This window comes from Paraburkholderia phytofirmans OLGA172, assembly GCF_001634365.1.
Classification (GTDB): Bacteria; Pseudomonadota; Gammaproteobacteria; order Burkholderiales; family Burkholderiaceae; genus Paraburkholderia.
This window is the reverse complement of record NZ_CP014579.1, coordinates 3,317,345-3,336,802: the sequence shown is the minus strand read 5'-3', so window position 1 is coordinate 3,336,802 and position 19,458 is coordinate 3,317,345. Positions and strand designations below refer to the sequence as shown.

Annotated in this window: 22 protein-coding genes and 1 pseudogene; 12 read left to right on the top strand and 11 right to left on the bottom strand. The window is 61.8% G+C overall.

Annotation, left to right across the window (positions count from 1 at the left end):
* Positions 1 to 8 precede the first annotated feature (8 nt).
* The 3 genes from AYM40_RS34795 (at position 9) to AYM40_RS34790 (ending at position 1,264) form a co-directional block, all read left to right on the top strand.
* Complete coding sequence (locus AYM40_RS34795; RefSeq protein WP_063500457.1) at positions 9 to 692, top strand: Fe2+-dependent dioxygenase; 684 nt, start codon at positions 9 to 11, stop codon at positions 690 to 692.
* Positions 689 to 832: a hypothetical protein gene (locus AYM40_RS41665; protein ID WP_158515380.1), complete on the top strand. Its 144-nt coding sequence runs from the start codon at positions 689 to 691 to the stop codon at positions 830 to 832. Before AYM40_RS34795 ends, AYM40_RS41665 begins: the two co-directional genes overlap by 4 nt.
* A 120-nt stretch (positions 833 to 952) precedes the next feature.
* The gene (locus AYM40_RS34790) at positions 953 to 1,264 is read left to right on the top strand and encodes a high-potential iron-sulfur protein (RefSeq protein ID WP_063500456.1); all 312 of its coding nucleotides are present in this window, start codon (positions 953 to 955) and stop codon (positions 1,262 to 1,264) included.
* 50 nt (positions 1,265 to 1,314) lie between these two features.
* Here the strand turns inward: AYM40_RS34790 and AYM40_RS34785 are convergent, their stop codons facing one another.
* From AYM40_RS34785 to AYM40_RS34770, 4 genes are all read right to left on the bottom strand, one after another.
* Positions 1,315 to 1,665, bottom strand: a complete 351-nt coding sequence (locus AYM40_RS34785; protein ID WP_063500455.1) for a DOPA 4,5-dioxygenase family protein — start codon at positions 1,663 to 1,665, stop codon at positions 1,315 to 1,317.
* A gap of 951 nt (positions 1,666 to 2,616) precedes the next feature.
* Entirely contained in the window at positions 2,617 to 4,197 is a 1,581-nt protein-coding gene (tnpC, locus tag AYM40_RS34780) for an IS66 family transposase (protein WP_063500454.1), read from the bottom strand.
* A gap of 31 nt (positions 4,198 to 4,228) precedes the next feature.
* Positions 4,229 to 4,582, bottom strand: coding sequence for an IS66 family insertion sequence element accessory protein TnpB (gene tnpB, locus AYM40_RS34775; RefSeq protein ID WP_063494893.1), 354 nt, complete (start codon positions 4,580 to 4,582; stop codon positions 4,229 to 4,231).
* Positions 4,564 to 5,073 carry a transposase gene (locus AYM40_RS34770; RefSeq protein ID WP_063494892.1) on the bottom strand — a complete coding sequence of 170 codons (510 nt, stop codon included), beginning with the start codon at positions 5,071 to 5,073 and terminating at the stop codon, positions 4,564 to 4,566. The genes tnpB and AYM40_RS34770 overlap by 19 nt, the downstream gene beginning before the upstream one ends.
* 174 nt (positions 5,074 to 5,247) lie before the next feature.
* On the opposite strand from AYM40_RS34770, the gene AYM40_RS34765 reads away from it, so the two are divergent.
* Positions 5,248 to 5,721 carry a hypothetical protein gene (locus tag AYM40_RS34765; RefSeq protein WP_063500453.1) on the top strand — a complete coding sequence of 158 codons (474 nt, stop codon included), beginning with the start codon at positions 5,248 to 5,250 and terminating at the stop codon, positions 5,719 to 5,721.
* A 56-nt stretch (positions 5,722 to 5,777) separates the two neighbouring features.
* Here AYM40_RS34765 and AYM40_RS34760 read toward each other — a convergent pair whose 3' ends face one another.
* Positions 5,778 to 6,191 (bottom strand): RidA family protein, encoded by a 414-nt coding sequence (locus tag AYM40_RS34760; RefSeq protein WP_063500452.1) that lies wholly within the window; start codon positions 6,189 to 6,191, stop codon positions 5,778 to 5,780.
* Positions 6,192 to 6,582: 391 nt separating this feature from the next.
* Between AYM40_RS34760 and AYM40_RS34755 the strand changes: the two genes are divergently transcribed.
* Positions 6,583 to 6,912 (top strand): hypothetical protein, encoded by a 330-nt coding sequence (locus AYM40_RS34755; RefSeq protein WP_063500451.1) that lies wholly within the window; start codon positions 6,583 to 6,585, stop codon positions 6,910 to 6,912.
* Positions 6,913 to 7,075: 163 nt separating this feature from the next.
* Here AYM40_RS34755 and phoU read toward each other — a convergent pair whose 3' ends face one another.
* Together phoU and AYM40_RS34745 are read right to left on the bottom strand one after the other, a co-directional pair.
* On the bottom strand, positions 7,076 to 7,771 hold the full coding sequence (gene phoU, locus AYM40_RS34750; RefSeq protein WP_063500450.1) for a phosphate signaling complex protein PhoU: 696 nt from the start codon (positions 7,769 to 7,771) through the stop codon (positions 7,076 to 7,078).
* 221 nt (positions 7,772 to 7,992) lie between these two features.
* Positions 7,993 to 8,730: a CHAD domain-containing protein gene (locus AYM40_RS34745; RefSeq protein ID WP_236721039.1), complete on the bottom strand. Its 738-nt coding sequence runs from the start codon at positions 8,728 to 8,730 to the stop codon at positions 7,993 to 7,995.
* Between the two features lie 623 nt (positions 8,731 to 9,353).
* On the opposite strand from AYM40_RS34745, the gene AYM40_RS43060 reads away from it, so the two are divergent.
* The gene (locus AYM40_RS43060; protein ID WP_236721038.1) at positions 9,354 to 9,665 is read left to right on the top strand and encodes a hypothetical protein; all 312 of its coding nucleotides are present in this window, start codon (positions 9,354 to 9,356) and stop codon (positions 9,663 to 9,665) included.
* On the opposite strand, the gene AYM40_RS34740 is transcribed toward AYM40_RS43060, so the two are convergent.
* Positions 9,662 to 11,629: a hypothetical protein gene (locus tag AYM40_RS34740; protein WP_063500449.1), complete on the bottom strand. Its 1,968-nt coding sequence runs from the start codon at positions 11,627 to 11,629 to the stop codon at positions 9,662 to 9,664. The two genes, AYM40_RS43060 and AYM40_RS34740, sit on opposite strands and share 4 nt — an antisense overlap.
* Positions 11,630 to 11,953: 324 nt before the next feature.
* Between AYM40_RS34740 and AYM40_RS34735 the strand changes: the two genes are divergently transcribed.
* The 4 genes and pseudogenes from AYM40_RS34735 (at position 11,954) to AYM40_RS34725 (ending at position 14,322) form a co-directional block, all read left to right on the top strand.
* Positions 11,954 to 12,307: a YciI family protein gene (locus AYM40_RS34735; RefSeq protein ID WP_063500448.1), complete on the top strand. Its 354-nt coding sequence runs from the start codon at positions 11,954 to 11,956 to the stop codon at positions 12,305 to 12,307.
* Positions 12,308 to 12,464: 157 nt separating this feature from the next.
* Positions 12,465 to 12,878: a YciI family protein gene (locus AYM40_RS34730; RefSeq protein WP_063500447.1), complete on the top strand. Its 414-nt coding sequence runs from the start codon at positions 12,465 to 12,467 to the stop codon at positions 12,876 to 12,878.
* Positions 12,879 to 12,932: 54 nt separating this feature from the next.
* Positions 12,933 to 13,040: pseudogene (locus tag AYM40_RS43055) on the top strand (glyoxalase/bleomycin resistance/extradiol dioxygenase family protein); the annotation flags it as partial.
* A gap of 4 nt (positions 13,041 to 13,044) precedes the next feature.
* Positions 13,045 to 14,322 (top strand): RNA polymerase sigma factor, encoded by a 1,278-nt coding sequence (locus AYM40_RS34725; RefSeq protein WP_063500446.1) that lies wholly within the window; start codon positions 13,045 to 13,047, stop codon positions 14,320 to 14,322.
* Between the two features lie 39 nt (positions 14,323 to 14,361).
* Here AYM40_RS34725 and AYM40_RS34720 read toward each other — a convergent pair whose 3' ends face one another.
* The 3 genes from AYM40_RS34720 to AYM40_RS34710 all read right to left on the bottom strand — a co-directional run bounded on the left by AYM40_RS34720 (position 14,362) and on the right by AYM40_RS34710 (position 17,042).
* On the bottom strand, positions 14,362 to 15,051 hold the full coding sequence (locus AYM40_RS34720; protein WP_063500445.1) for a class I SAM-dependent methyltransferase: 690 nt from the start codon (positions 15,049 to 15,051) through the stop codon (positions 14,362 to 14,364).
* 243 nt (positions 15,052 to 15,294) lie between these two features.
* Positions 15,295 to 15,873 carry a DUF4337 domain-containing protein gene (locus AYM40_RS34715; protein WP_063500444.1) on the bottom strand — a complete coding sequence of 193 codons (579 nt, stop codon included), beginning with the start codon at positions 15,871 to 15,873 and terminating at the stop codon, positions 15,295 to 15,297.
* Between the two features lie 203 nt (positions 15,874 to 16,076).
* The gene (locus AYM40_RS34710) at positions 16,077 to 17,042 is read right to left on the bottom strand and encodes a quinone oxidoreductase family protein (protein WP_063500443.1); all 966 of its coding nucleotides are present in this window, start codon (positions 17,040 to 17,042) and stop codon (positions 16,077 to 16,079) included.
* Positions 17,043 to 17,274: 232 nt separating this feature from the next.
* Between AYM40_RS34710 and AYM40_RS34705 the strand changes: the two genes are divergently transcribed.
* Both AYM40_RS34705 and AYM40_RS34700 read left to right on the top strand, forming a co-directional pair.
* Positions 17,275 to 18,498, top strand: coding sequence for a cyanate transporter (locus AYM40_RS34705; RefSeq protein ID WP_063500442.1), 1,224 nt, complete (start codon positions 17,275 to 17,277; stop codon positions 18,496 to 18,498).
* Between the two features lie 338 nt (positions 18,499 to 18,836).
* A complete protein-coding gene (locus AYM40_RS34700) occupies positions 18,837 to 19,373 on the top strand; it encodes a GNAT family N-acetyltransferase (RefSeq protein WP_063500441.1) in 537 nt (178 codons plus the stop codon).
* Positions 19,374 to 19,458 lie beyond the last annotated feature (85 nt).

Genomic DNA, 19,458 nt, shown 5'->3' with positions numbered 1-19,458 from the left:
AACTCAAGATGCTGCTGCACATTCCGAATGTACTGAACGCCGAGCAATTGCGCTTTGTGCGCGAGCGGCTCGACAGCGCCGGCGACGCATGGGTCGACGGCCGCGCGACGGCCGGTTATCAGGGCGCGCCGGTCAAACGCAACCAGCAGATCGCCGAGCATTCACCGCTTGCGCGTGAGCTCGGCGATGTGATTCTCGCGTCGATCGAGCGCAACCCGCTTTTCATCAGCGCGGTGTTGCCGAATCAGGTGTACCCGCCACTCTTCAATCGTTACGAAGGCGGCATGCAGTTCGGCAGTCATGTGGACGGTGCGGTGCGGGTGCTGCCCAACGGCGTCAAGCTGCGCACGGATGTGTCGGTGACGCTGTTCATCTCCGAACCTGGCGAATACGACGGCGGCGAACTCGTTGTCGAAGACACCTACGGCGTGCAGCAGGTCAAGCTGCCGGCGGGCGACATGATCGTGTATCCGGCCACCAGCCTGCATCAGGTCACGCCGGTCACGCGCGGTGCGCGCCTCGCCAGCTTCTTCTGGGTGCAAAGCCTCGTGCGCAGCGACACGCAGCGCGCGTTGCTATTCGATATGGACACGGCGATCCAACGTCTGAACGCCACGCATGCCGACGATGCTGCGCGCCGTAGCCTGGTGGGCTGCTATCACAACCTGTTGCGTACCTGGAGCGAAACGTGAGCGTCCCCGAGGCGATTGAATTCCAACCGGCCGAGGCCATCAAGGCCATCAAGGCCATCGAGGCCGTGGCGAGCGAACCGAAGCGGCTTGATCGAGGCGAACTGAAAGCTCGCCAGCACGAAAGTGGGCGCTCGCGCTAGAATCCTCGCAGACCGCCAAAACTGTTGGCGCCTGCCGGGACTCACGCGCAGAACTACCGGTTTCTCGGCGCGCCCAGTCGGCCTGTTCTGACGAGCATCCCCACTTCCAATCGGACCATTATGCAAACCTCACGCCGCCATTTTCTGATGCTGAGTGTGGGCGTGAGCTCATCGCTCATGCTGTCCCGCGTCGCGTTCGCCGACACCGCGAACACACTGAGCGAAGCCGATCCGAAGGCGCAGGCCGTCGGCTATAAAGAGGATGCGTCAAAAGTCGACAGGGCGAAATTCCCGAGCTATGCCGCCGGACAAACCTGCGCCAACTGCTCGCTATTCCAGGGGAAAGCCACAGACGCCTACGGTGGCTGCACGCTGTTCGGCGACAAGCAGGTCGCCGCGCGCGGCTGGTGCAGTTCGTATTCGAATATGTGACCGCGCAGCGGCCCGCGCGCGGGTATGGATGCTATAAGAACGTCTTGGCCTTAGTTCAAGGCGCTCAGTACCAGGTCATGCGAATGACCGATCCATATTGCCGCGTCGCGGTGGTCGCGCAAGGCGTCGCCGGTATTCGGGTGTAGAAAAATATCGAGCGCGCCATGATTCAGCGTGAGCCAGCCGACGAGTTCGGCGAACTGCTCCTGCGCGAACGCGAGCTGATACGACCACATCGGGTGTGGCCCGACCGGGCGTTCGTGAAAGCGGCCCATTTGCAGTTTGCCGTTCCAGTGCGCTTCAATCTGCTCGCGAAAGGTCCACGCGGCGTCGCGGCTGCCGGAATCGAAGTAAACGTGGGCGTGCCAGCTCTCGATGGCTGAGGTGTCGCGAAAGGTCATAGCAGGGTCCGTTGCGGTTCCGTTCTTGTCAGACATTCATTTTGCTTGAGTTTCCGCTGACGCGTGCGGCCCACGCCCCGGTGCCGTTTGTCAGCGGTCCGTCTTGCTACGAATGCACCGTCAAGCTTGACGCGTCAGGCGTAGGCGGCGTTTGGCGGCGTTTGCGATTCGCTAGCCGCGGAGCGCGTTATCAGAGCGCGTTGCGCGCAGATTACGTCTGACGAAAACGCCACGCTGTGCCGATTCAGCAAACTGGCCTGCCAATTCCCCTCGTTTCGCGCAATTGCGTTCCCGGGCGCTCACATAAACTGTTTTCCATGGAGCGACAAGTCACCGAGCCCATCGACGCGGTCTTCCCCCGCGTTGTTTTGAACCGTACCGTTGATGGCAGTTTGCCGCGGTTGTCTAACGTGGCAGGGCAGTAAAGCAGTTGGAAGTCGAAGCAATGCAAATAGTGCGCAATCGAAGCAACAATGCGCGCGGATCATCAGGGGGTGCAGCGAGGTGATGTTGAAGGCGCTGGACCGAGCTGCAATGCAGTTGCAGCAGTAGCAGTAGCAGTTCAAGTAACAATAGCTTTGTTAGTTTGTGGTGGCTACAGGTCGGCAAGCATCCTCGCGCCTGTACGACTCATCCATCCTGTCCGGCCCTGTTCCCTCGCGGGAATAGGGTTTTTTTTCGTCGATGGGGCCAATGCGACTTGTATTTAGCCGGTCCGAACCTATATGCCAACGTTGCATTTCGGCCTCGCCGCAGCGGAAAGTTTGCTCGCGCGCGGCGAGATATCACGCGCAATCCAGACTTGGGTTGTTTAAGTCTGTCTTAATAGTTGCTTGCCATGATGGCTACACAGACTCAAATTAGGGGTCTGTCAAGCGTAAGCGATCCATTAGCGCCGTCCCTCTGAGTAGTGGACGAGCGTGGTGTTTGTGAAGTAGATTTGGCGGCGGATCAGCGCAGGGAGAGTGGCATTTTCCAGGGCATCAAGGCGTCGTAATCATCAACGGTCTTTGCCAGGGGGAGCCGTTCAAACAGCCAGGTCAGATAGCGGTACGGATCGATACCATTGGCTTTCGCCGTTTCAACAAGAGAATACAGATTGGCGCTCGCGTTAGCGCCGTCAACGGTATCCGAGAAGAGCCAGCCACGGCGTCCCAGGCAGAAGGGGCGAATGGAATTTTCACAGGCGTTGTTTGAGATTGGCCAGTCACCGTTTTCGATGTAACGAACCAGCTTCGGCCACTGCTCACGCAGATATGTCAGCGCCTTGCCAAGCAGACTCTGCGGCAGCACGCCAGGAGACTGCTTGATCATGAGATCCTTGATGACCGCGAGTACGTGGGCACTATAGCGCTGCCGTAGGCGCAGACGCCGGTCAGCACTCCACGTTTGACTGCGTGCCTCGGCGGCAAACAACTTGCCAAACAGCTTGATGAAGCGTGTTGCGAGCAGATCTGGCGTACGTGCAGCCTTGGGGACGTTTTCTTCTGCTTTGACGAAGTAACGGCGCGCGTGAACAACACAGCCAAGATGCACAAGCTTGTATCGCTCGGCGATACCGTTGTATGGCTCGTAGCCATCTGTCATCAGTACTGCGCCCTCCCGCACACCTGTGAACAACTTGTCGGCCAGTTTCGCACCACGCCCCGGCGTATAGGTAAAGCAACGGATCGGGATTCCCGTGCCCGTCATCTGTGACCACAGATAGCTCTTCGTCTGTGGCTTTCGTCCTTTCTCCTTGAGCACCTGGAAGGTCGTCTCATCGCACAGGATCACCTCGGCATCAAGCAGCGCGTCGCGCATCAGGTTGATCACTGGTTGGGCCGCCAGGCCGACGCGAACCATGCTGGCTGCGATCGTGTTGGATGAGATATCACCGCCGAAGCGACGCAGCAGTCCAGCCTGGCGGTACAGCGGCATACCGAACTGGTATTTGCCGGCCGCGATCCACGCGAGTGCCGATTCGGTCAGTAACCCCCGGGGGATGATGCGCAGCGGCGCCGGCGTGACCTTGATGCCCAGATCACAGCACGGGCAGGCATACTTGACCCGCTGATGCTGGATCACGCGGACCTGTTCCGGAATCACGTCGAGCTGCTCGCTGATTTCAACGCCGAACTCCACCAGCGCATGGCCGTCGTTGCTGCAGAAACGCTCGGCTTCCGGAAGTTCGTGCCGGCGAATCTCACGGGGCAGATTGGGATCAAGCGGCTTGCGGTGACCACGTTTTTTGCGTGTGTGCTCCGCGACCTTCGTCCCGGGAGTCTCTTCCTGGGCAGGTGTCGCATTCGCACCAAGCGCTTCGGCCTCGTTGAACAATCCAAACTGTTCGGAGTCCCGTGCTTCGCTCTTTGCTCCAAACAGATCACGCCGGTAAGCACGCAGCCGTTCCTCGGCCAGGTCGCGCTCCGCAGTCATCAGACGCAGCATGCTGCGGGTTTCTTCATGCGCGCGCTCCAGGGTGGCGTACGCCTCCCGCATGGCGAGTAACGCATTGAGTTCGTCGGCGGAGATCGTGATCTGGGCAGGCATGCCGGGTTAGACCAGCATGCCTGACGCGCGTTCAGCTCACGCGCAGATATTCCCGCCTTGGATGGCGATGGATGGTGGTAATGTCGTCGCCGTCGAGCAGCGCGTGCAGCAGATCGGTTGTCAAGGTCACGACTTCGGTCTTGTTGCCGGGCCAGATGAAGTGCTCTGCCTCAAGTCGCTTCGTCATAAGCCAGAACCCGCTGCCATCCCAGCCGAGGATCTTGATGCGGTCGCGACGCCGGTTCCCGAAGATGTAAAGAGAGGAGTCCATTGGATTGAGTCGCATGGCCTGCTCGACGAGGATCGAGAGACTGTTCATGCCGTAGCGGAAATCAACCGGATCGCGGTGGAGGTAAACTTTCAGGCTTACGTCGAACCGGAACATGGCAGCCTCCCCAGCATCTGTACGACGGTGGTCAACTCATCAATGCTTGCCTTGCCGAGGTCGAACTCAACGCCGTTGGACAGGCGCACGTGTAACGAGAGCGTCATCGCCAACGCTGGTGCCATTGGCAACGGCGCCGGCATGACCGGCACAAAGGCGCCGGGAGGTTGCTCTGTCACCGGGTGCCTCTGCGAATTGACAATCTCAACCGGTACACTGTCGATGACTTGCCCAGCACTCAGTCCATGCGGTTCGTCGGCGCCGCTATCCTGCGGCGCCTGCGTGAGTGCCTTCTCGCGCGCCATCAGGTACTTGGTGATCCACTTGCGCAGCAGATTTGCGTTAAGCCCGTGCTCCTGCGCAACACGGGCAACGGATACGCCGGGCTGCAAGGCTGCCTCGATGAGCGCGCGCTTTCCTTTTTCGTCGTAGCGCCTGCGCCCATCGCGGCTCTGGAACACGACTCTCAACTCAGGATTATTGTCAGCCATAGGTGTCCACCTCAATGTTAGGTGGACACCTATGCTCCTCGCTCAGAGCGTCAGTTGGTAGACGCCGAAGATGGATCGCTTACTGTCAAGCCGCCGGCGCATCGGCGGTGTTTGCCACTGAAGAACACAGCATTCGGTGGCAAAGCCGAGAGTTAGCGAAGGAGTTGAATCGATATGTCCAGTAAATCGCGAGTCCGTAAGCACACCCAGCCGGCCATGTCCCCGCTGCTGCGCGCGCTGACCTATAGCCGCACTGCCCACGAGCCAGTCACCGTGGCGATGCTCCTGCAGTGCTACACCGCCCTTGATGCATTCCGGCGCGGCCGAGGCTCGCGGGATTTGCACCTGACGTTGAGCCGGCATTTGCTGGTGTCGCAAGAGTTGGCGCGCCTTGGGCTTGGAGAGGATGTTCTTGCCGATATTCAGAGCGCACATGCAGCGATGGTGCAGCTCGACGCGCGTGAGCATCATGACGGCGCCTGGATTCTCGCGCATGGCGAGTACGCCCGACTTTGCACGGCGCTGGCGATTCTGGACGGACAACTGTCCGTGGCATCGTTGAGCGAGATCGCGAACGCGGAAGCGAAGATGGTCGAGGGGCTGATGAGATCGGCTCGTGCGCAGGCTATTGTCGAAGCGACGGTCTAAGCCGCGTCGCCGCTCTGCGGTTGGGTCAATACGCAACGTGCTGCAAGACTTCGGCGTTATTTCCGCAGCGCCGCGATCATCTTGACTTCGACTAACAACTCGGGGCGCGCGAGCGATGCCACACCGAGAATCGTCCATGCAGGGAAGTCGGAGCGGATGTACCGCTCCTTTACGGCCCGGAAATCGCCGAGTTGTGACGCTACGTCCACGTGATATGAAACCAGTTCAACGAGGTCGGTGAAGTCGAGACCGAGGTGCTGAAGAATGACTTCTGCACGCTTGAACGCCAAATCGATTTGCTCTTCAGCCGACGCGGGAATGGTCCCGTCCGCTCGCAGCCCGACCTGCCCTGCAATGAAGACCAGACCGTTCGCCGACACAGCAGGCGAATACTGGAAAAGGTCGAAAATCTTGTTGCCGCCGAACGTTTGATCGTTTTCGGGTATTCGCAGGCGCTCAATCTTGCTCATTTTTAACCTCGGCTCCAAGCAGGTGAATACGCCGCGAGTCAGACACGGTCAATAGCGGTGATAGTAGCCGCCTGCAGGCACAACGATGCAGCCACCCAACGCGCTGCCAAGACATACGGCCATCAGTATTAGCGCAAAAATTCTTTTCATAACGTGCCTCACTTGGAAGTTGTGAACGCACTATATTGAGACGGCAGATTACCGGTGTTTTTGTGTGTAACGAGACGTGTAATTTGAAACACCTACCCCTCCCGCGCCATTCTCCGATAGCCTGCCCACGCGAAATATTCGGTTTCACAACTCACAACTCCACAGTCAACATCGTGGTCGTCCGAGACGTTGAGGAGATGAACGGCCAGAAGCCGTCCCCTCAACTGGATTGGAGAAGAACATGCACAACGTTGCCTATAAACTCGCCGCTATTGCAGCACTGGCCTTGTCATTCGCGGGCACCGCGTCGGCGCAAACGAGCTGGAATGCGACGCACCCACGCCGTGCCGAGGTCAACCATCGCCTCGCGAATCAGGACCGTCGCATTCATCAGGAAGTGAGGGAGGGCGAAATGTCCCACGCCGAGGCGGCGAGACTGCATCGCGATGACCATCAGATTCGCCAGGAGGAGCGTGACATGGCAAGCCAGAACGGCAGCCATATCACCAGGCGCGAGGATTACGCGTTGAACCAGCAGGAGAACCGCGCAAGCCGGCAAATCGGACAGTAACGCCTATCGCCAACGCCAACGGTAGCCAGGATACGGCACTGCCGTTGGCGGGCGACGCGCTCTCTTCAATGTCGGTTGCCCTCAGACGTCTGGTGGCAATCGCCACCGCAACAAATGCCTGCATGCTGCCTCGCCGAAGTCGCCGGATGTGGACGGATACTATTCAGTAACGCTCAATCTGCTCTCGGGGCACGTGGCGAACGTCGGTACCCTTAACAATGTAGACGACGAGCTCAGCGATGTTAGTGGCGTGGTCGCCGATACGCTCGATCGCCTTCGCTATAGACAGATAGTCAAACCCCGTCTGGATTGTCCGAGGGTCTTGCGTCATGGACGTGATGAGCCTGCGCACGAACGCCTTGAACTCGTTATCGATGGCTTCGTCGTCCCGGACAATCTGTGCCGCCGCAACGCTATCCATCCGCGCAAATGCATCCAACGCGTGACGAAGAATATCTGCGGCCATTTTGCCGGAGGCTTTGATTTCAGTAATGTTGACGGTCCACGGGTTGGCCTCCATGGCAATGCGGCGTGTTCGCTTCGCGATCTTCCGTGCCTCGTCGCCGGCACGCTCGAGGTTGGTGATGCACTTCGAGGCGGCCATCAGGAGTCGCAGGTCGCGAGCGGTGGGTTGCCGGCGAACGATGATGTTGCTAACTTCTTCGTCGATTTCTATTTCCATCGCGTTGAGCCGGTGTTCACCCTCGAGGACCTGCTCAACAAGTGTCAAATCGAACGTGTTCAATGCCTCTGTTGCGCATGCAATCTGCGCCTCCACCAAGCCGCCCATTTCGAGCAACCGCGTTAAAAGCAGATCGAGATCGAGGTCAAACCCGCTGGAAAGATGCTTATCCGACATCTTCGCTCCTCAGGCAAACTTGCCTGTGACGCAATGCTCAGTTACACAATTCGCTCGCGTCCATCTTACGATTGGCAAACGATATAAACAGTATATACGGTTGTTGGGCGTTTTCAGAATTGCATTGGCGAAGCCGTCCAACGCGCGGAAACGAAGCAGCGGAAATCAGCGGGGAGGTGAGTCACCCTGTGGGTTGGGACGGGGCGGCGGCTGAACGGCTATCATGCCGTGCGCAATGCCTCGTGTGCGTTGTGCATGTGGTGCTTCTTCTGGTCCTGCAAATACCCAACGGCCTCTTTGACCACCTTTGGCTCACCGAGCTGGAACGAATACTCCCGAAGCAACGTTTCGCTCGTGACGAGGTCATTGAGCTTCCCGAGTTCGTCCTGCACCGACGTCAACCGCTCAATTGCGGCCTGATGACTGCCATCGAGGACCGGCGAAAAGAACTCCAGCAGATATCGCAGCTTCTTACCTGCGATGCGCACTTCATGAAGCGCAACGTACCCCGAACCTTTCTCCGATGCCGCTCGCTTCACCCGCTTCCTCAACGCGTTCTCGGCTGATTCCACCCGGTCCTCGGCAAACCCGGCAAGCGTAGGGCTGCTGGCTCGCGAGTCCAGCTGCTGTCGCGCACCTGCCAGTGCGCGCTGGAGTATCTGCTCGACACCGGCGTTCCCGATGGTTCTTCGACTAAACGACAGAGCCTCAGCGCGATGCTCGTCCACAGACTCGAGAAGTGCGGCAAACGTGTGCTGCATCGACTGGTCAGCGCTAAGCAGGCCGCGCAGGATATCCCAGTCGCGAGTTTTGCCTGCGGCGTTGGCGAGAGATTTGAACTCGCCACGCTGCAGCTCCGAGTCTTTCCGGTCGAGTAGTGGCTCGTACGCCCACCAGAGCGAACGCAAACGGCGCAGCGCGACGCGAAGCTTGTGCAGTACTTCAGGGTCCGCTTTCAAATGTAATGCGTGGGCGCGCCGAGCGGCATCTGCAGAAATTGACGTCGCTAGACATACAAACCCGTCTGCCGTCGACATGGACAGGGTGATCGAATCCACTCTCTCACTGCCGTCGCCGGTAATCGAGGTGGACGCTCCTGTTTCTGGTGTTGCCGACACGAGAATCTGGGAGTTCATTTCCGGGACGCCCTCGAATACGACAGGATGAGCAGAGGCAGTAAGCGACGAATACCCGCTCGCTGGGGATTGCGCCACGCGCCGTGATTGCGGACGCTATCTGGCCACTCATTCGGATCGTACAACGACGAAATCCGGAAAGCCAATGCGCCCTCTTGACCGCACCTATGTGTCTCCGGAAAGTCCGCCATGTCTGCAAATGCTTAACGACGATGCGGGCCGTAGGTCAGCGAGGCGGACACCTGCTGGCGCGATATGAGCAGTACACACCACAATCTCCGGGTTTTGGCTTGAGCACTGCTTTGCAATGACCGCGGCCCACCTCGAAATATTCGGTTTCAGAACTCACAACCCCTTGGTCAACATGGCGGGCATCCGAGGCGTTAAGGAAATGAGCGGAGAGAAACCGTCCCGTCACCTGGACGGGAAATGTGCTGGAGCGGAACATGAAAAACACGAACGAGCGGTCCCTGCGTTCGCAGGTCGAAAAGTGGCTCGCACCGGCTCCCGCAACCCCCGTTCATGTGACCAGATTTAGTCGCACTGGATGGAGCGGACGACGCTACGTATGCGTCGAGACGTCGTCACCAGCCGGAGCGCTCGCATTGTTTTTCTTCAGGCACGATGACGGCAGTTGGTGCGTCTTTCCGCCTGTTGCCGACAGGCGGAAGCCGACTGCAGCGCATCCTGTGGCACGAGCGGTCCAGACGCACGCAATGAGCAATTTGCCGGAAGGCCCCAGCGCTACGCTGTTCTAATCGTTGTACTGCGTCATATCGTAGTAGGTGATCCCATTCTGCCCGCCACCCAACTGCACGAGCCGCGAACCGCCAGACGTCAATGCCGGGAACGGGCAATTCGTGCAAGTCTGCACGCCTGAGGCATTGACCCCCGCATAGACGGTGGCTTGATACTGACCGACCGTGGTGTTATTCGGCGCGCCGGTCGAGAAGCCGTCGATTGCAGTCGTCGAGCCGGAGCCCGTTCCAGGGTAGGCCTGGATCTGCACGGACGTCACCGGATAGGTGGGATTCGGTCCGGTTACGATGCTCGACCATGTCGCGCTCATTGCGTACTGCACGCCGGCCAGCGATCCGCCTGGCGTGAGGAACTGGGTCGCGAAGTCGGGCAGCAGCGTCGGCCACGCAACTGTGCTGCCGGCCGCCGCGTTCAACGGACTGCCCGGATTGATGATCGACGACTGGCCAAGCTGCGCGCCGTTCTTGTCGTAGAACGTGACGGTGTAGGTTGCGTAGAGCGGCACAGTGCTCGCGTCGACTGATTGCGCTGAGTAGTAGCCGCTCGAAGCCGCCGGCGTGAAGTTCGCGGTCGACGACAGCGACTGCCATGACCAGCGATACAGCTCCGTATTGCTGTTGGTCGTTGCCGGTGAAACCGGCGCCGCGCTCAACGGCAGATCCGACAGACCCAGCGAGCTGATGCCGAGCGCATTGCGCGGCATCAGCCAGACCGGCGCAGCGAGGCCAGGTCCCGTGACGGAAGCCGAATACACCGTCGGATTCGAAGTGGTTGGAATCGCAATCTTGAGACCCGACTCGTAACGGTTCACGTCGTTCAGCTTCGAATCGAGGAAGGTGCGGCGCTGGATTTGCGACATGATCGAAACAGCGAATTGCGACTGATTGCCGATCAGATCCCAGCCAAGCTGGGTGCCATTGGCGAGCGCGACGGGCGTGGGCAGCTGTTGCGCGATGGTGTAGAGCACGCCGCCTGCAGCGCCGCTCGCCAGTGTGACCGGCAACTGCACTAGCGCAAGCTGCTTGCCGTTGCGCGTGAAGAAGGCGAGTGTCTTTGGCGAACCGAACACTGCGCCACTCAGGATCGCGTCGGTCAGGCCGTGGCCTGCGGCCAGATCGGCCGAGCCGTTCTCGAGGAACGCGGAGCCGATTGCCGGCGAGCATGACGTGTTGAGCGTGCCGTTTGCCGCGCAGGCAGTCAGCAGGGACGCGAGGGGCTCCAGATAGTTCGCCGCCGCCGCCGCCGGCGGCGCTGCCAGCGTGATCGACTGGGCAGTCTGGTTGTTCAGCACGACGGTCGTGCCGGGCGCCGCATTCGACAGCAGCAACAAGCCGCCATTAGCCGCCGGCACCACCGACACCGTGTCGATCACCGCATCGGCGCCGGTGTGATTCGGCGTAAAGGCCGTGCCGATGGGATCGAAGCCCGCCGTCTGGATGCTGTTCTGCGCGAGGATTTTCGCCAGCATCGTATCGAGTGTGATGGTGGCGATCTGCACGGACGGCAGCGTCACCTTGGCCAGCGCCGTGGCGGATGCGAGGTCGATCGGGTTGCCCGAGGCCGTCAGCATGGCGGCAATCGCGGTGGTCAGCGTGGTGACGTTGGCAACAGCCGGCGCCGTACCGTTGGGCAGTTTGGCGAGCACGGAGACGAGCGGGGCGGAGACGCCCGTGGTGTCTGTGGCGACGATCAGGAACGGCGCGGTCATGCCCTTCACCGAGATCGTGTACGCGCCCTGGGTGTTGGTGGTTGCCGTGGCCTGAGCGCCGGTCGCATCGGTGAGCGTGACCGTCGCGCCCACCACGGCGGTGCCGGTGGCGACCGTGCCGCTCACCGAGGTGGCGGTGACCGTCGGCGTGCTCGCTGACGTCGAGCCGGACCCGCCGCCGCCGCAACCGCTCAGCTGGATCAAGGCAAAGGCCACGGCAGCCGCGACGCCGCTACGCACTAACGATCGATGCATGAATTTCCCCGATGCTCTGTTTATATGATTCGTTTGTTATGCCGGCGGACTATGCCGATGAGTTTGACTGTGTTTTTTGCGCGGTGCTGCCGGATCGAATGCGGATTATCTACTGCGATTAATCGATAAACGGCAAATTCATGACGGGCTTTAGCGCGTTCGGAGAATACTTCAAAGTACCGGTCTTGTGTCGTGCGGCGAAGCGGGTTTGCTGGCGTCATCCGCGCTTGCTAGACTGCCTTTCGCAACCCAACTGTAAGCGCGGTTTTGCCGTCGTACGCCTGCCTGGCGTTCACGTCCACGGCGCGATCAATCGGAGACGCCATGTCTTACATGCTGCTTATTGTCGAACCCCCGGATCAACGCATTGAACGCGGCGAGCAGGCGGGGCGGGAAGTCTATGACCAGATGGTGCGGTTTGCCGCCGGCCTCAAAGAGCGCGGCAAGCTGCGCGCAGTCGAATCGCTGACCGCCTCCAGTGACGCCGTGCGCGTGCAGGTGCGCGACGGTCGGCCAAAACTGCTCGACGGCCCATTCGCCGAAGCCAAGGAAATGATCGGCGGTTTCTTCCTGCTCGATTGTGAAACCCGTGAAGAAGCGGTGGCGATCGCACAAGCCTGCCCGGCGGCCTCGTGGTGCACCGTCGAAGTCCGCAAAGTCGGACCTTGCTTCATCTAAGCGGGTCCGCGTCACTCGCGGCTATTTTTCTGGGGGTTTTCCCTAGGCCTGCGGCAAATATGTCGATCCGGTCGCGCATCGCTCGTCGTGTGAGTAGGGAGCCAGCAAACAGACAGCGGCTCGCCACTTACCACACGCTAGCCAAGGAGCGATTGCGATGCGATTCATGATCATAGTGAAGGCGACTGCCGTCAGCGAAGCCGGCGGCCCACCAGACGACGCCTTGATGGCCGCGATGGGCGCCTACCATGAAGAACTGGCCAAGGCCGGCGTGCTGCTCGACGCAACCGGCCTGCAACCGAGTTCGAAAGGCTGGCGCATCCACTACAGCGCGGGCAAGCGCACGGTCATCGATGGTCCGTTCGCGGAAACCAAAGAACTGATCGCCGGCTATACGCTGATTCAGGTTCGCTCCCGCGAAGAAGCTATGGAATGGGCGCGGCGGTTCCCGGCACCGTTCGGCGAACAGGCCGAAGGCGAAATCGAAGTGCGGCAACTGTATGAGCGCGAAGACTTCGAGCCGAGCCCGGAACTGGAGCGCTTCCGAAAACTTGACGCGACCAAACATTGATCGCCACGCCGATCCGGCCACGTCGAAAGGATTCGTCATGCATAAGCAGATCTACGTCGATCTCGCCGCTACGGCTTCATGTACGGGCATGGCTTCGAAGATATCGACGGACACATCTGGGAGCTGATCTACATGGACCCGAACGCCAAGGCAGCGGGCTGATTCCGTGACAACGCCGGCCACCCATCGTGCCATCGAGGCAGTCTGGCGGATCGAATCCGCCAAGGTCATCGCCCACGTCGCGCGGATCGTGCGCGACGTGGGGCTTGCCGAAGAGCTGGCGCAGGACGCGCTGGTGGCGGCGCTCGAACATTGGCCTGATGCGGGCGTGCCCGCCAATCCGGGGGCGTGGCTGATGGCGACCGCGAAGAACCGCGCCCTCGACCGCTTGCGCCAGGAAGCGCTGCATGCCCGCAAGCGCGAAGAGTTGGGCCACGATCTCGACGCATTGGAGGCGCACCTCGTGCCGGATTTCGTCGATAGCCTCGATGCCGCACGCGCCGACGATATCGGCGACGACCTGCTGCGGCTGGTGTTCACGGCGTGCCACCCGGTGTTGTCCACCGACGCACGCGTCGCGCTGACGCTGCGCCTGCTCGGCGGCCTCACCACGGACGAAATCGCACGTGCGTTCCTCGTGCCCGAGCCGACCATCGCGCAGCGCATCGTGCGGGCGAAGCGCACGCTGTCGGCGGCCAAGGTGCCGTTCGAAGTGCCGCAAGCGGATGCGCGCGCGCCACGGCTCGCCTCGGTGCTGCAGGTGATCTATCTGATTTTCAACGAAGGCTATTCGGCCACAGCCGGCGACGACTGGATGCGTCCGGCGCTGTGCGAGGAAGCGCTGCGGCTGGGGCGCGTGCTGAGCGGGCTCGTGCCGGACGAAAGCGAAGTGCATGGCCTTGTTGCGTTGATGGAAATCCAGGCGTCGCGCACACACGCGCGTATCGATGCCGAGGGCAGGCCGGTGCTGTTGCTCGACCAGGACCGCAGCCGCTGGGACCCGCTGCTGATCCGCCGCGGGCTGGCCGCGCTCGCCACCTCGCACGCGCTGGGCGGCGCGAGCGGTCCGTATGCGTTGCAGGCCGCGCTGGCCGCGTGTCATGCGCGCGCCCGCCGCGCCGAAGAGACCGACTGGGCGCAGATCGTCGCGCTGTACGATGCGCTGGCGCAGGCGGCGCCTTCGCCCGTGGTCGAGTTGAACCGGGCGGTGGCAGTCGGCATGGCGTTCGGACCGGCTGCCGGTCTGGAAATCGTCGATGCGCTCGCAGCCGATGCAGCGCTCGCGAACTATCACTGGTTGCCGAGCGTGCGCGGCGATCTGCTGGAGAAACTTGGCCGCATGGAAGAGGCGCGCGCCGAATTCGAACGCGCTGCCGCCATGACGCGCAATGCGCGCGAGCGCGAGCTGTTACTCGAGCGTGCCGCGCGCGGCATCGCGCATTGAGTGGTGCCGCGCATCGAATCTGCGCCGTTTAGCGCCGTATCAGCCGGCGCAGGCCCACAACAGATAGAACTCGCGTGGGCCGAATTCTTGCGGTGGATCGAGCAGCGGCTCGACGTAACGCGTGATGCCTATGCGGTCGAAACCCGCGGCCATGCAGGCGGCTTCCAGCGCGGCCGCATTGTCGACGGTGAAGCCGTATTGCGCGAACGGCATCTCTACGGCTGCCTCGGGCGTGATCGCCGCAATCACCAACACGCCATCCGAGCGCAGCACGCGGTGTGTTTCCTTCAGACCGGCGGTCAAGTCAGGCCAGAAATACGTGGTGTTGATCGCGATGGCTTTGTCGAACGAACCGGACGGGAATGGCAAGGACATGACGTCGGCAGTTTCGAGCCAGACCCGGCCATCGCGGATAAAGCTTGCGTTGCGGCGGCGGCCCTCGGCGATCATGGTCGGCGATAGATCGATGCCGGTGAAGAAGAGTTCTGCGGCTTGATCCAGCACAGATGCGATATGACCGCCGTTGCCCAGACCGATCTCGAGAATCCGCTCATTCGCGCGCAGGTCGAGTAGATCAAAGGCCGCGTCGATGACAGCCAGATTGGTGCGCTCCAGCATGTCGCCGACTGCCAGGCCGATCTCGTCTGCCGGGCAGCCGAGTTGCGGAAGCAGAACGCTTTCGTCGAGGTTCGCGACCAGGTCGCCTGCAGCGTTAGGGGATGCGTTCACGGTGAGTCCTCCATGACAGGTGCGCCGAATCCGGCAACGCGGACACGCGATGCAAGATCGTGGCGCCCTGAATTTATGTCATGAAAGTCGGACTACTGAGCATTCAATCCGCGCATCTTTGATTTATGACAAAGACGCGCGCGGCGGGTTTTAGGGCTGACGTCGAGCCGCATGCCGACGCCTGCCCGCTTTGCTCAGGCTAACCCGCTGATGCGTTTCCATTGAGGTACGTCGTTCACGCAATCAAGCCGAAAAGAACGCTACGACCGCAGTGATCACACCCGCAGCCGCAATACCGAACGACAGATTGCGCAGCCAGTTCTTGCGGGTCAGCAACGTGATCGCGCACAGGGCAATCGCCACCTGTATCAAGGTCGTGGCCTGCGCCCAGCGATGATGGCCGTGCAGCAGCGCTTCACTTTTAGCGTCGTTGTCCACGACTTCCTTTTCGATCGCTTCAGCCTTCGCGCGAATCGGCTCTTTCTGCTGCTTGTACTTGTCGACGTCGGCGACGAACTTCGCGTGCGCATCGGCATTGCCGAGCGACAGCGCCGCGCCGAGTTCAGCGAGATTCTCTTTCTCGCCCTTGGCCTGGTAGTAGTTCCATTGGTTCGACGCCTCGGTCTTTTTAATCGCGGCTTCGTTCTTGTAGTACAGCGCCAGATTTTCGCTGTTGCCGCTCTGGTAGGCGCACAGTGCGCCGATCGTCGCGAGGATCGCGGTCATCACGGCCATGCGGCTCGCAAAGGGGTCCTCGTCGTGGTGGCCGGCGTGTTCAACCGCATGGTCGTGCGGACCATGCACTTCATATTCTTCAGACATCTGATTCTCCGAGCGAAGCTTTTCTTGTGATCACCGGGCGGCGCGCATGGCGGCGGCCCATGCGCGGAAGATGCTGCGTGCGCTGCGCGCCGGTCCGGCGGGCTCAATCTTAGCGTGAGGCGCCTGGTGATGGAAAAGGTATCCGCACGAAGCGGCGTCAATGAATGCCGGCGGCCAGCCACGCCCGCCGGTCGCTTCGGCAATTACATCGTGATGACGACCCGGCCGTGCGTGCCGGTGGCTACTGCCTCATAGGCCTCGCGCGCCCGCTCGAGCGGAAATGCCTGCGCGATGGCCGGCCCTTGCAGCTTGCCGCTTTCGAACCCTTCGACCAGCGCGGCCATCAACGGCGCCGATTCGGCGACGCCGAGCTTGGCGCTGTCCACGCCAAGCAATTGCGTTTCGTTGTGATAGAAGTCGATCAGGTCGAATTCCACGCGGCGCTTGCCGGTGCCGCTGATTTCCAGCACCCGGCCGCGGCGCTTGACGAGACTCAGTGCGGTCTCGAACACCACGCCACCGACCGTGTCGTACACCACATCCGCGCCGGCGCCGCCGGTTAGCGCCCTCAGGCGCCCGGCCGTGTGTTCGTCGAGCGGAACGTAGTCGTCGATCAGCCGGCCCGCGGGCGTATCGGCGGAAAGCGGATGACGGTTGACGGCGATCACGCGCGCGCCCCGCGCTTTCGCGATCTGCACCACCGCGCCGCCGACGCCGCCGCCTGCCCCGATCACGGCAACCGTCTCGCCCGCTTGCAGGTTGGCATACTCGACCGTGCCGAGCCACGCGACCACGAAGTTCACGCCGATCGCGGAGGCCTCCGCATGGCTGAGCGTGGTCGGCTTGCGCGACAGAGCCGCGAGCGGAATCTTGATGAGATCGGCATGCGTGCCGTCGCGCGTGAAGCCGATATCGCCGCCGGTGCCCCAGACCTCGGTGCCGAGCCATGCCTGCGGACCGTCCACCACGACACCGCTGAAGTCGCGGCCGGGCGTGCGCGGCAGGGTAGTGTGTTCGAAATGTCCAGAGACGTTCTTGACGTCGCTCGGATTCACCGAGGCCGCCTTGACCTGTACGACGGCGCTGTCCGCGTCGGCTTGGGGCGTCGGCAGATCGACGTATTCGAGCACCTCGGGGTTGCCAAAAGTCTTGAACTGAATCGCTCTCATTGCATGTCGCTCCTGTCGGTTCTTGCGCCGCGTCGTGCGGCCGATGAGCGTAGTCTAAGGGACGGATGCAAAGGCCGTGCGGCAAGGGCTTTCGAATTTCTGACAAGACGTGCCATTGCGTTCCGCACTGGAGGTCAGTCGAATATTTAATTTCCACATGATGGCGCCGCCCCTTACCCTTTCGACAGGGCTGATGATCCAGCCGGTTTTCAGACCCTCAGGGAGCATCCGAATGACTGATTCCAACACAGCAAGCGCCACCCGCTTGTCGCGCACGGTCGCGGGGTCGCCCGGCGCACTGGTCCTGCTGGCGCTGGTGATGCTGGTGGGTCTCAACCTGCGGCCCTTTCTGACTTCCGTCGGTCCCGTGCTGGAGATCGTGCGCAACGACACCGGCCTCGGCTTCCGGGCCGCCGCGATGCTGACCACATTGCCCTTCGTCCTGATGGGCGTGGTCGCCGGCGCGGGCGTTGGGCTGGCACGGCGTTTCGGCGAGAAGCCCGCCCTGACCGCCGCGCTGCTGTTGCTCGCCGCCGGCTGCACGTCGCGCTTATGGGCAAGCAGCAGCGCAAGCCTGATTACCGGCGCCGGCATCGCCGGCGCGGGGGTGGCGGTCATCCAGGCGCTGATGCCGGGCCTCGCCAAGCGCTGGTTTCCCGATCGGGTGCCGCTCGCGATGGGACTCTACTCGGCGGCGCTGGTCGGCGGCGGAGCATTCGGCGCGGTGGCAAGCCCTTGGCTCGCCGCGCATGGCGGGTGGCATCTTGCCCTCGCCGTGTGGGCCCTGCCGGCACTCGGCACGCTCGCGCTGTGGTTCACGAGTGCGCCGCCCGGTGCAGCCCCGTCCGGCGCCGCGCGGGTCCCGATCGCGGGCTTTTTCGGCAATCTGCGCGCCTGGCAACTCGCGGTGTATTTCGGTCTCGCCAACAGCGGCTATTCAAGCGTGGTCGCATGGCTGCCATCGTTTTACCGGCAAATCGGCATGAGTTCTCAGGCGAGCGGCAACCTGCTCGCCTGGATGGCGGTGTTCCAGGCGGCGGGAGCGCTGGTGATGCCGATGCTAGTCCGCCGCGCCGTGGACAAGCGCGGGGCCTTGTGGCTGACCCTCGCGCTTCAGGCCGCAGGCTTCGCCGGCTTTGCACTGGTGCCGGCGCTTGCGCCGTGGTTGCTGGTGGCCTGCGCAGGCGTGGGGCTGGGCGGCTTCTTCTCGTTGAGCCTGATCGTGACCCTCGACCATCTGCCCGACGCCCAGCGCGCCGGTGCGTTGGCCGCGTTCGTGCAGGGGGTGGGTTTCCTGATCGTCGCAGCCGGCCCCTGGCTGATCGGCTGGCTGCGCGACGTCGGCGGCAGCTTTACCACTGCATGGACGATGCACCTTGCGGTGGTCTTGGCGATGGGCGCGCTGACCGCCGCGTTCTCGCCGGCCAGCTACCGGCGCAGCATGGAACGCGTGTGACGGGTATCCCGTGAAATGAACCTGATTGGGTTCAGGCGGGGGCGAATCCGATGTCGTACCCGCCTCGAGCGCGATCACCGGTTATGCAGCGGGGCCGGCTGCTGACCGGCACCATAACAAGGCCGCTGTATCTTTTTCAAAATAAGTATTGCTTATCATTGAGCTGGACGTGTGGCGCATGCCGGCAACGACCGCAACCTGCGACGGACGCTGTGATGATCTTCACGCGCCGCGGGGATTTCGGCAGCGAACCTGGCGCACAAAAAATCTGCGATCATCCCAGGCACTCTTCAACGCTTCTTAACCCCAAAGCGTCCACGCCAACCACCAGCCCGCCTATGTCCAGCCGCCCCACGCTCCTCACCACCGACCGCCTGATCATGCGCCCGCACACGCGCGACGATTTCCTCGAAAGTTATGCGATGTGGTCCGATCCCGAAGTGATTCGCTATATCGGCGGCAAGCCGTTCACGCGCGAAGAAGTCTGGGCGCGCCTGCTGCGCTACGCCGGGCATTGGGCGATGCTGGGATACGGTTACTGGGTGGTGCGGGAAAGGGATAGCGGCCGCTTCCTGGGTGAAGTCGGCTTTGCCGACTACCACCGCGAGATCGAGCCTTCTTTGATGGGCACACCTGAAATCGGCTGGGCGCTCGACCCCGCCGTGCACAACCGCGGCTACGCGACCGAAGCCGTGCGCGCCGCACTCGCCTGGGCCGATGCGCATTGGCCTGACGGCGAGACCGCCTGCATTGTCGCGCCGGAAAACCAGCCGTCGCTGCGTGTCGCTCACAAGTGCGGTTACCGTGAGCAACTTCGCACGACGTACAAAGGCAAGCCGACCATCGTGCTGCGGCGAACGGCAGGCGTTGCCTGACTCGTCGCGCGGCACGCCGCCTGAAGTTTCGTCAGTCTCTTCACTCCATGAATGAAGGCTCGGAATCATCGAGCCGGCGCATGCC

Bases quoted from the DNA above. Each gene is read 5' to 3' on its own strand.
- AYM40_RS34795 (WP_063500457.1), top strand. From the start codon at position 9: ATGCTGCTGCACATTCCGAATGTACTGAACGCCGAGCAATTGCGCTTT.
- AYM40_RS34790 (WP_063500456.1), top strand. From the start codon at position 953: ATGCAAACCTCACGCCGCCATTTTCTGATGCTGAGTGTGGGCGTGAGC.
- AYM40_RS34785 (WP_063500455.1), bottom strand. From the start codon at position 1,665: ATGACCTTTCGCGACACCTCAGCCATCGAGAGCTGGCACGCCCACGTT.
- tnpC (WP_063500454.1), bottom strand. From the start codon at position 4,197: ATGCCTGCCCAGATCACGATCTCCGCCGACGAACTCAATGCGTTACTC.
- tnpB (WP_063494893.1), bottom strand. From the start codon at position 4,582: ATGTTCCGGTTCGACGTAAGCCTGAAAGTTTACCTCCACCGCGATCCG.
- AYM40_RS34770 (WP_063494892.1), bottom strand. From the start codon at position 5,073: ATGGCTGACAATAATCCTGAGTTGAGAGTCGTGTTCCAGAGCCGCGAT.
- AYM40_RS34765 (WP_063500453.1), top strand. From the start codon at position 5,248: ATGTCCAGTAAATCGCGAGTCCGTAAGCACACCCAGCCGGCCATGTCC.
- AYM40_RS34760 (WP_063500452.1), bottom strand. From the start codon at position 6,191: ATGAGCAAGATTGAGCGCCTGCGAATACCCGAAAACGATCAAACGTTC.
- AYM40_RS34755 (WP_063500451.1), top strand. From the start codon at position 6,583: ATGCACAACGTTGCCTATAAACTCGCCGCTATTGCAGCACTGGCCTTG.
- phoU (WP_063500450.1), bottom strand. From the start codon at position 7,771: ATGTCGGATAAGCATCTTTCCAGCGGGTTTGACCTCGATCTCGATCTG.
- AYM40_RS43060 (WP_236721038.1), top strand. From the start codon at position 9,354: ATGAAAAACACGAACGAGCGGTCCCTGCGTTCGCAGGTCGAAAAGTGG.
- AYM40_RS34740 (WP_063500449.1), bottom strand. From the start codon at position 11,629: ATGCATCGATCGTTAGTGCGTAGCGGCGTCGCGGCTGCCGTGGCCTTT.
- AYM40_RS34735 (WP_063500448.1), top strand. From the start codon at position 11,954: ATGTCTTACATGCTGCTTATTGTCGAACCCCCGGATCAACGCATTGAA.
- AYM40_RS34730 (WP_063500447.1), top strand. From the start codon at position 12,465: ATGCGATTCATGATCATAGTGAAGGCGACTGCCGTCAGCGAAGCCGGC.
- AYM40_RS34715 (WP_063500444.1), bottom strand. From the start codon at position 15,873: ATGTCTGAAGAATATGAAGTGCATGGTCCGCACGACCATGCGGTTGAA.
- AYM40_RS34710 (WP_063500443.1), bottom strand. From the start codon at position 17,042: ATGAGAGCGATTCAGTTCAAGACTTTTGGCAACCCCGAGGTGCTCGAA.
- AYM40_RS34705 (WP_063500442.1), top strand. From the start codon at position 17,275: ATGACTGATTCCAACACAGCAAGCGCCACCCGCTTGTCGCGCACGGTC.
- AYM40_RS34700 (WP_063500441.1), top strand. From the start codon at position 18,837: ATGTCCAGCCGCCCCACGCTCCTCACCACCGACCGCCTGATCATGCGC.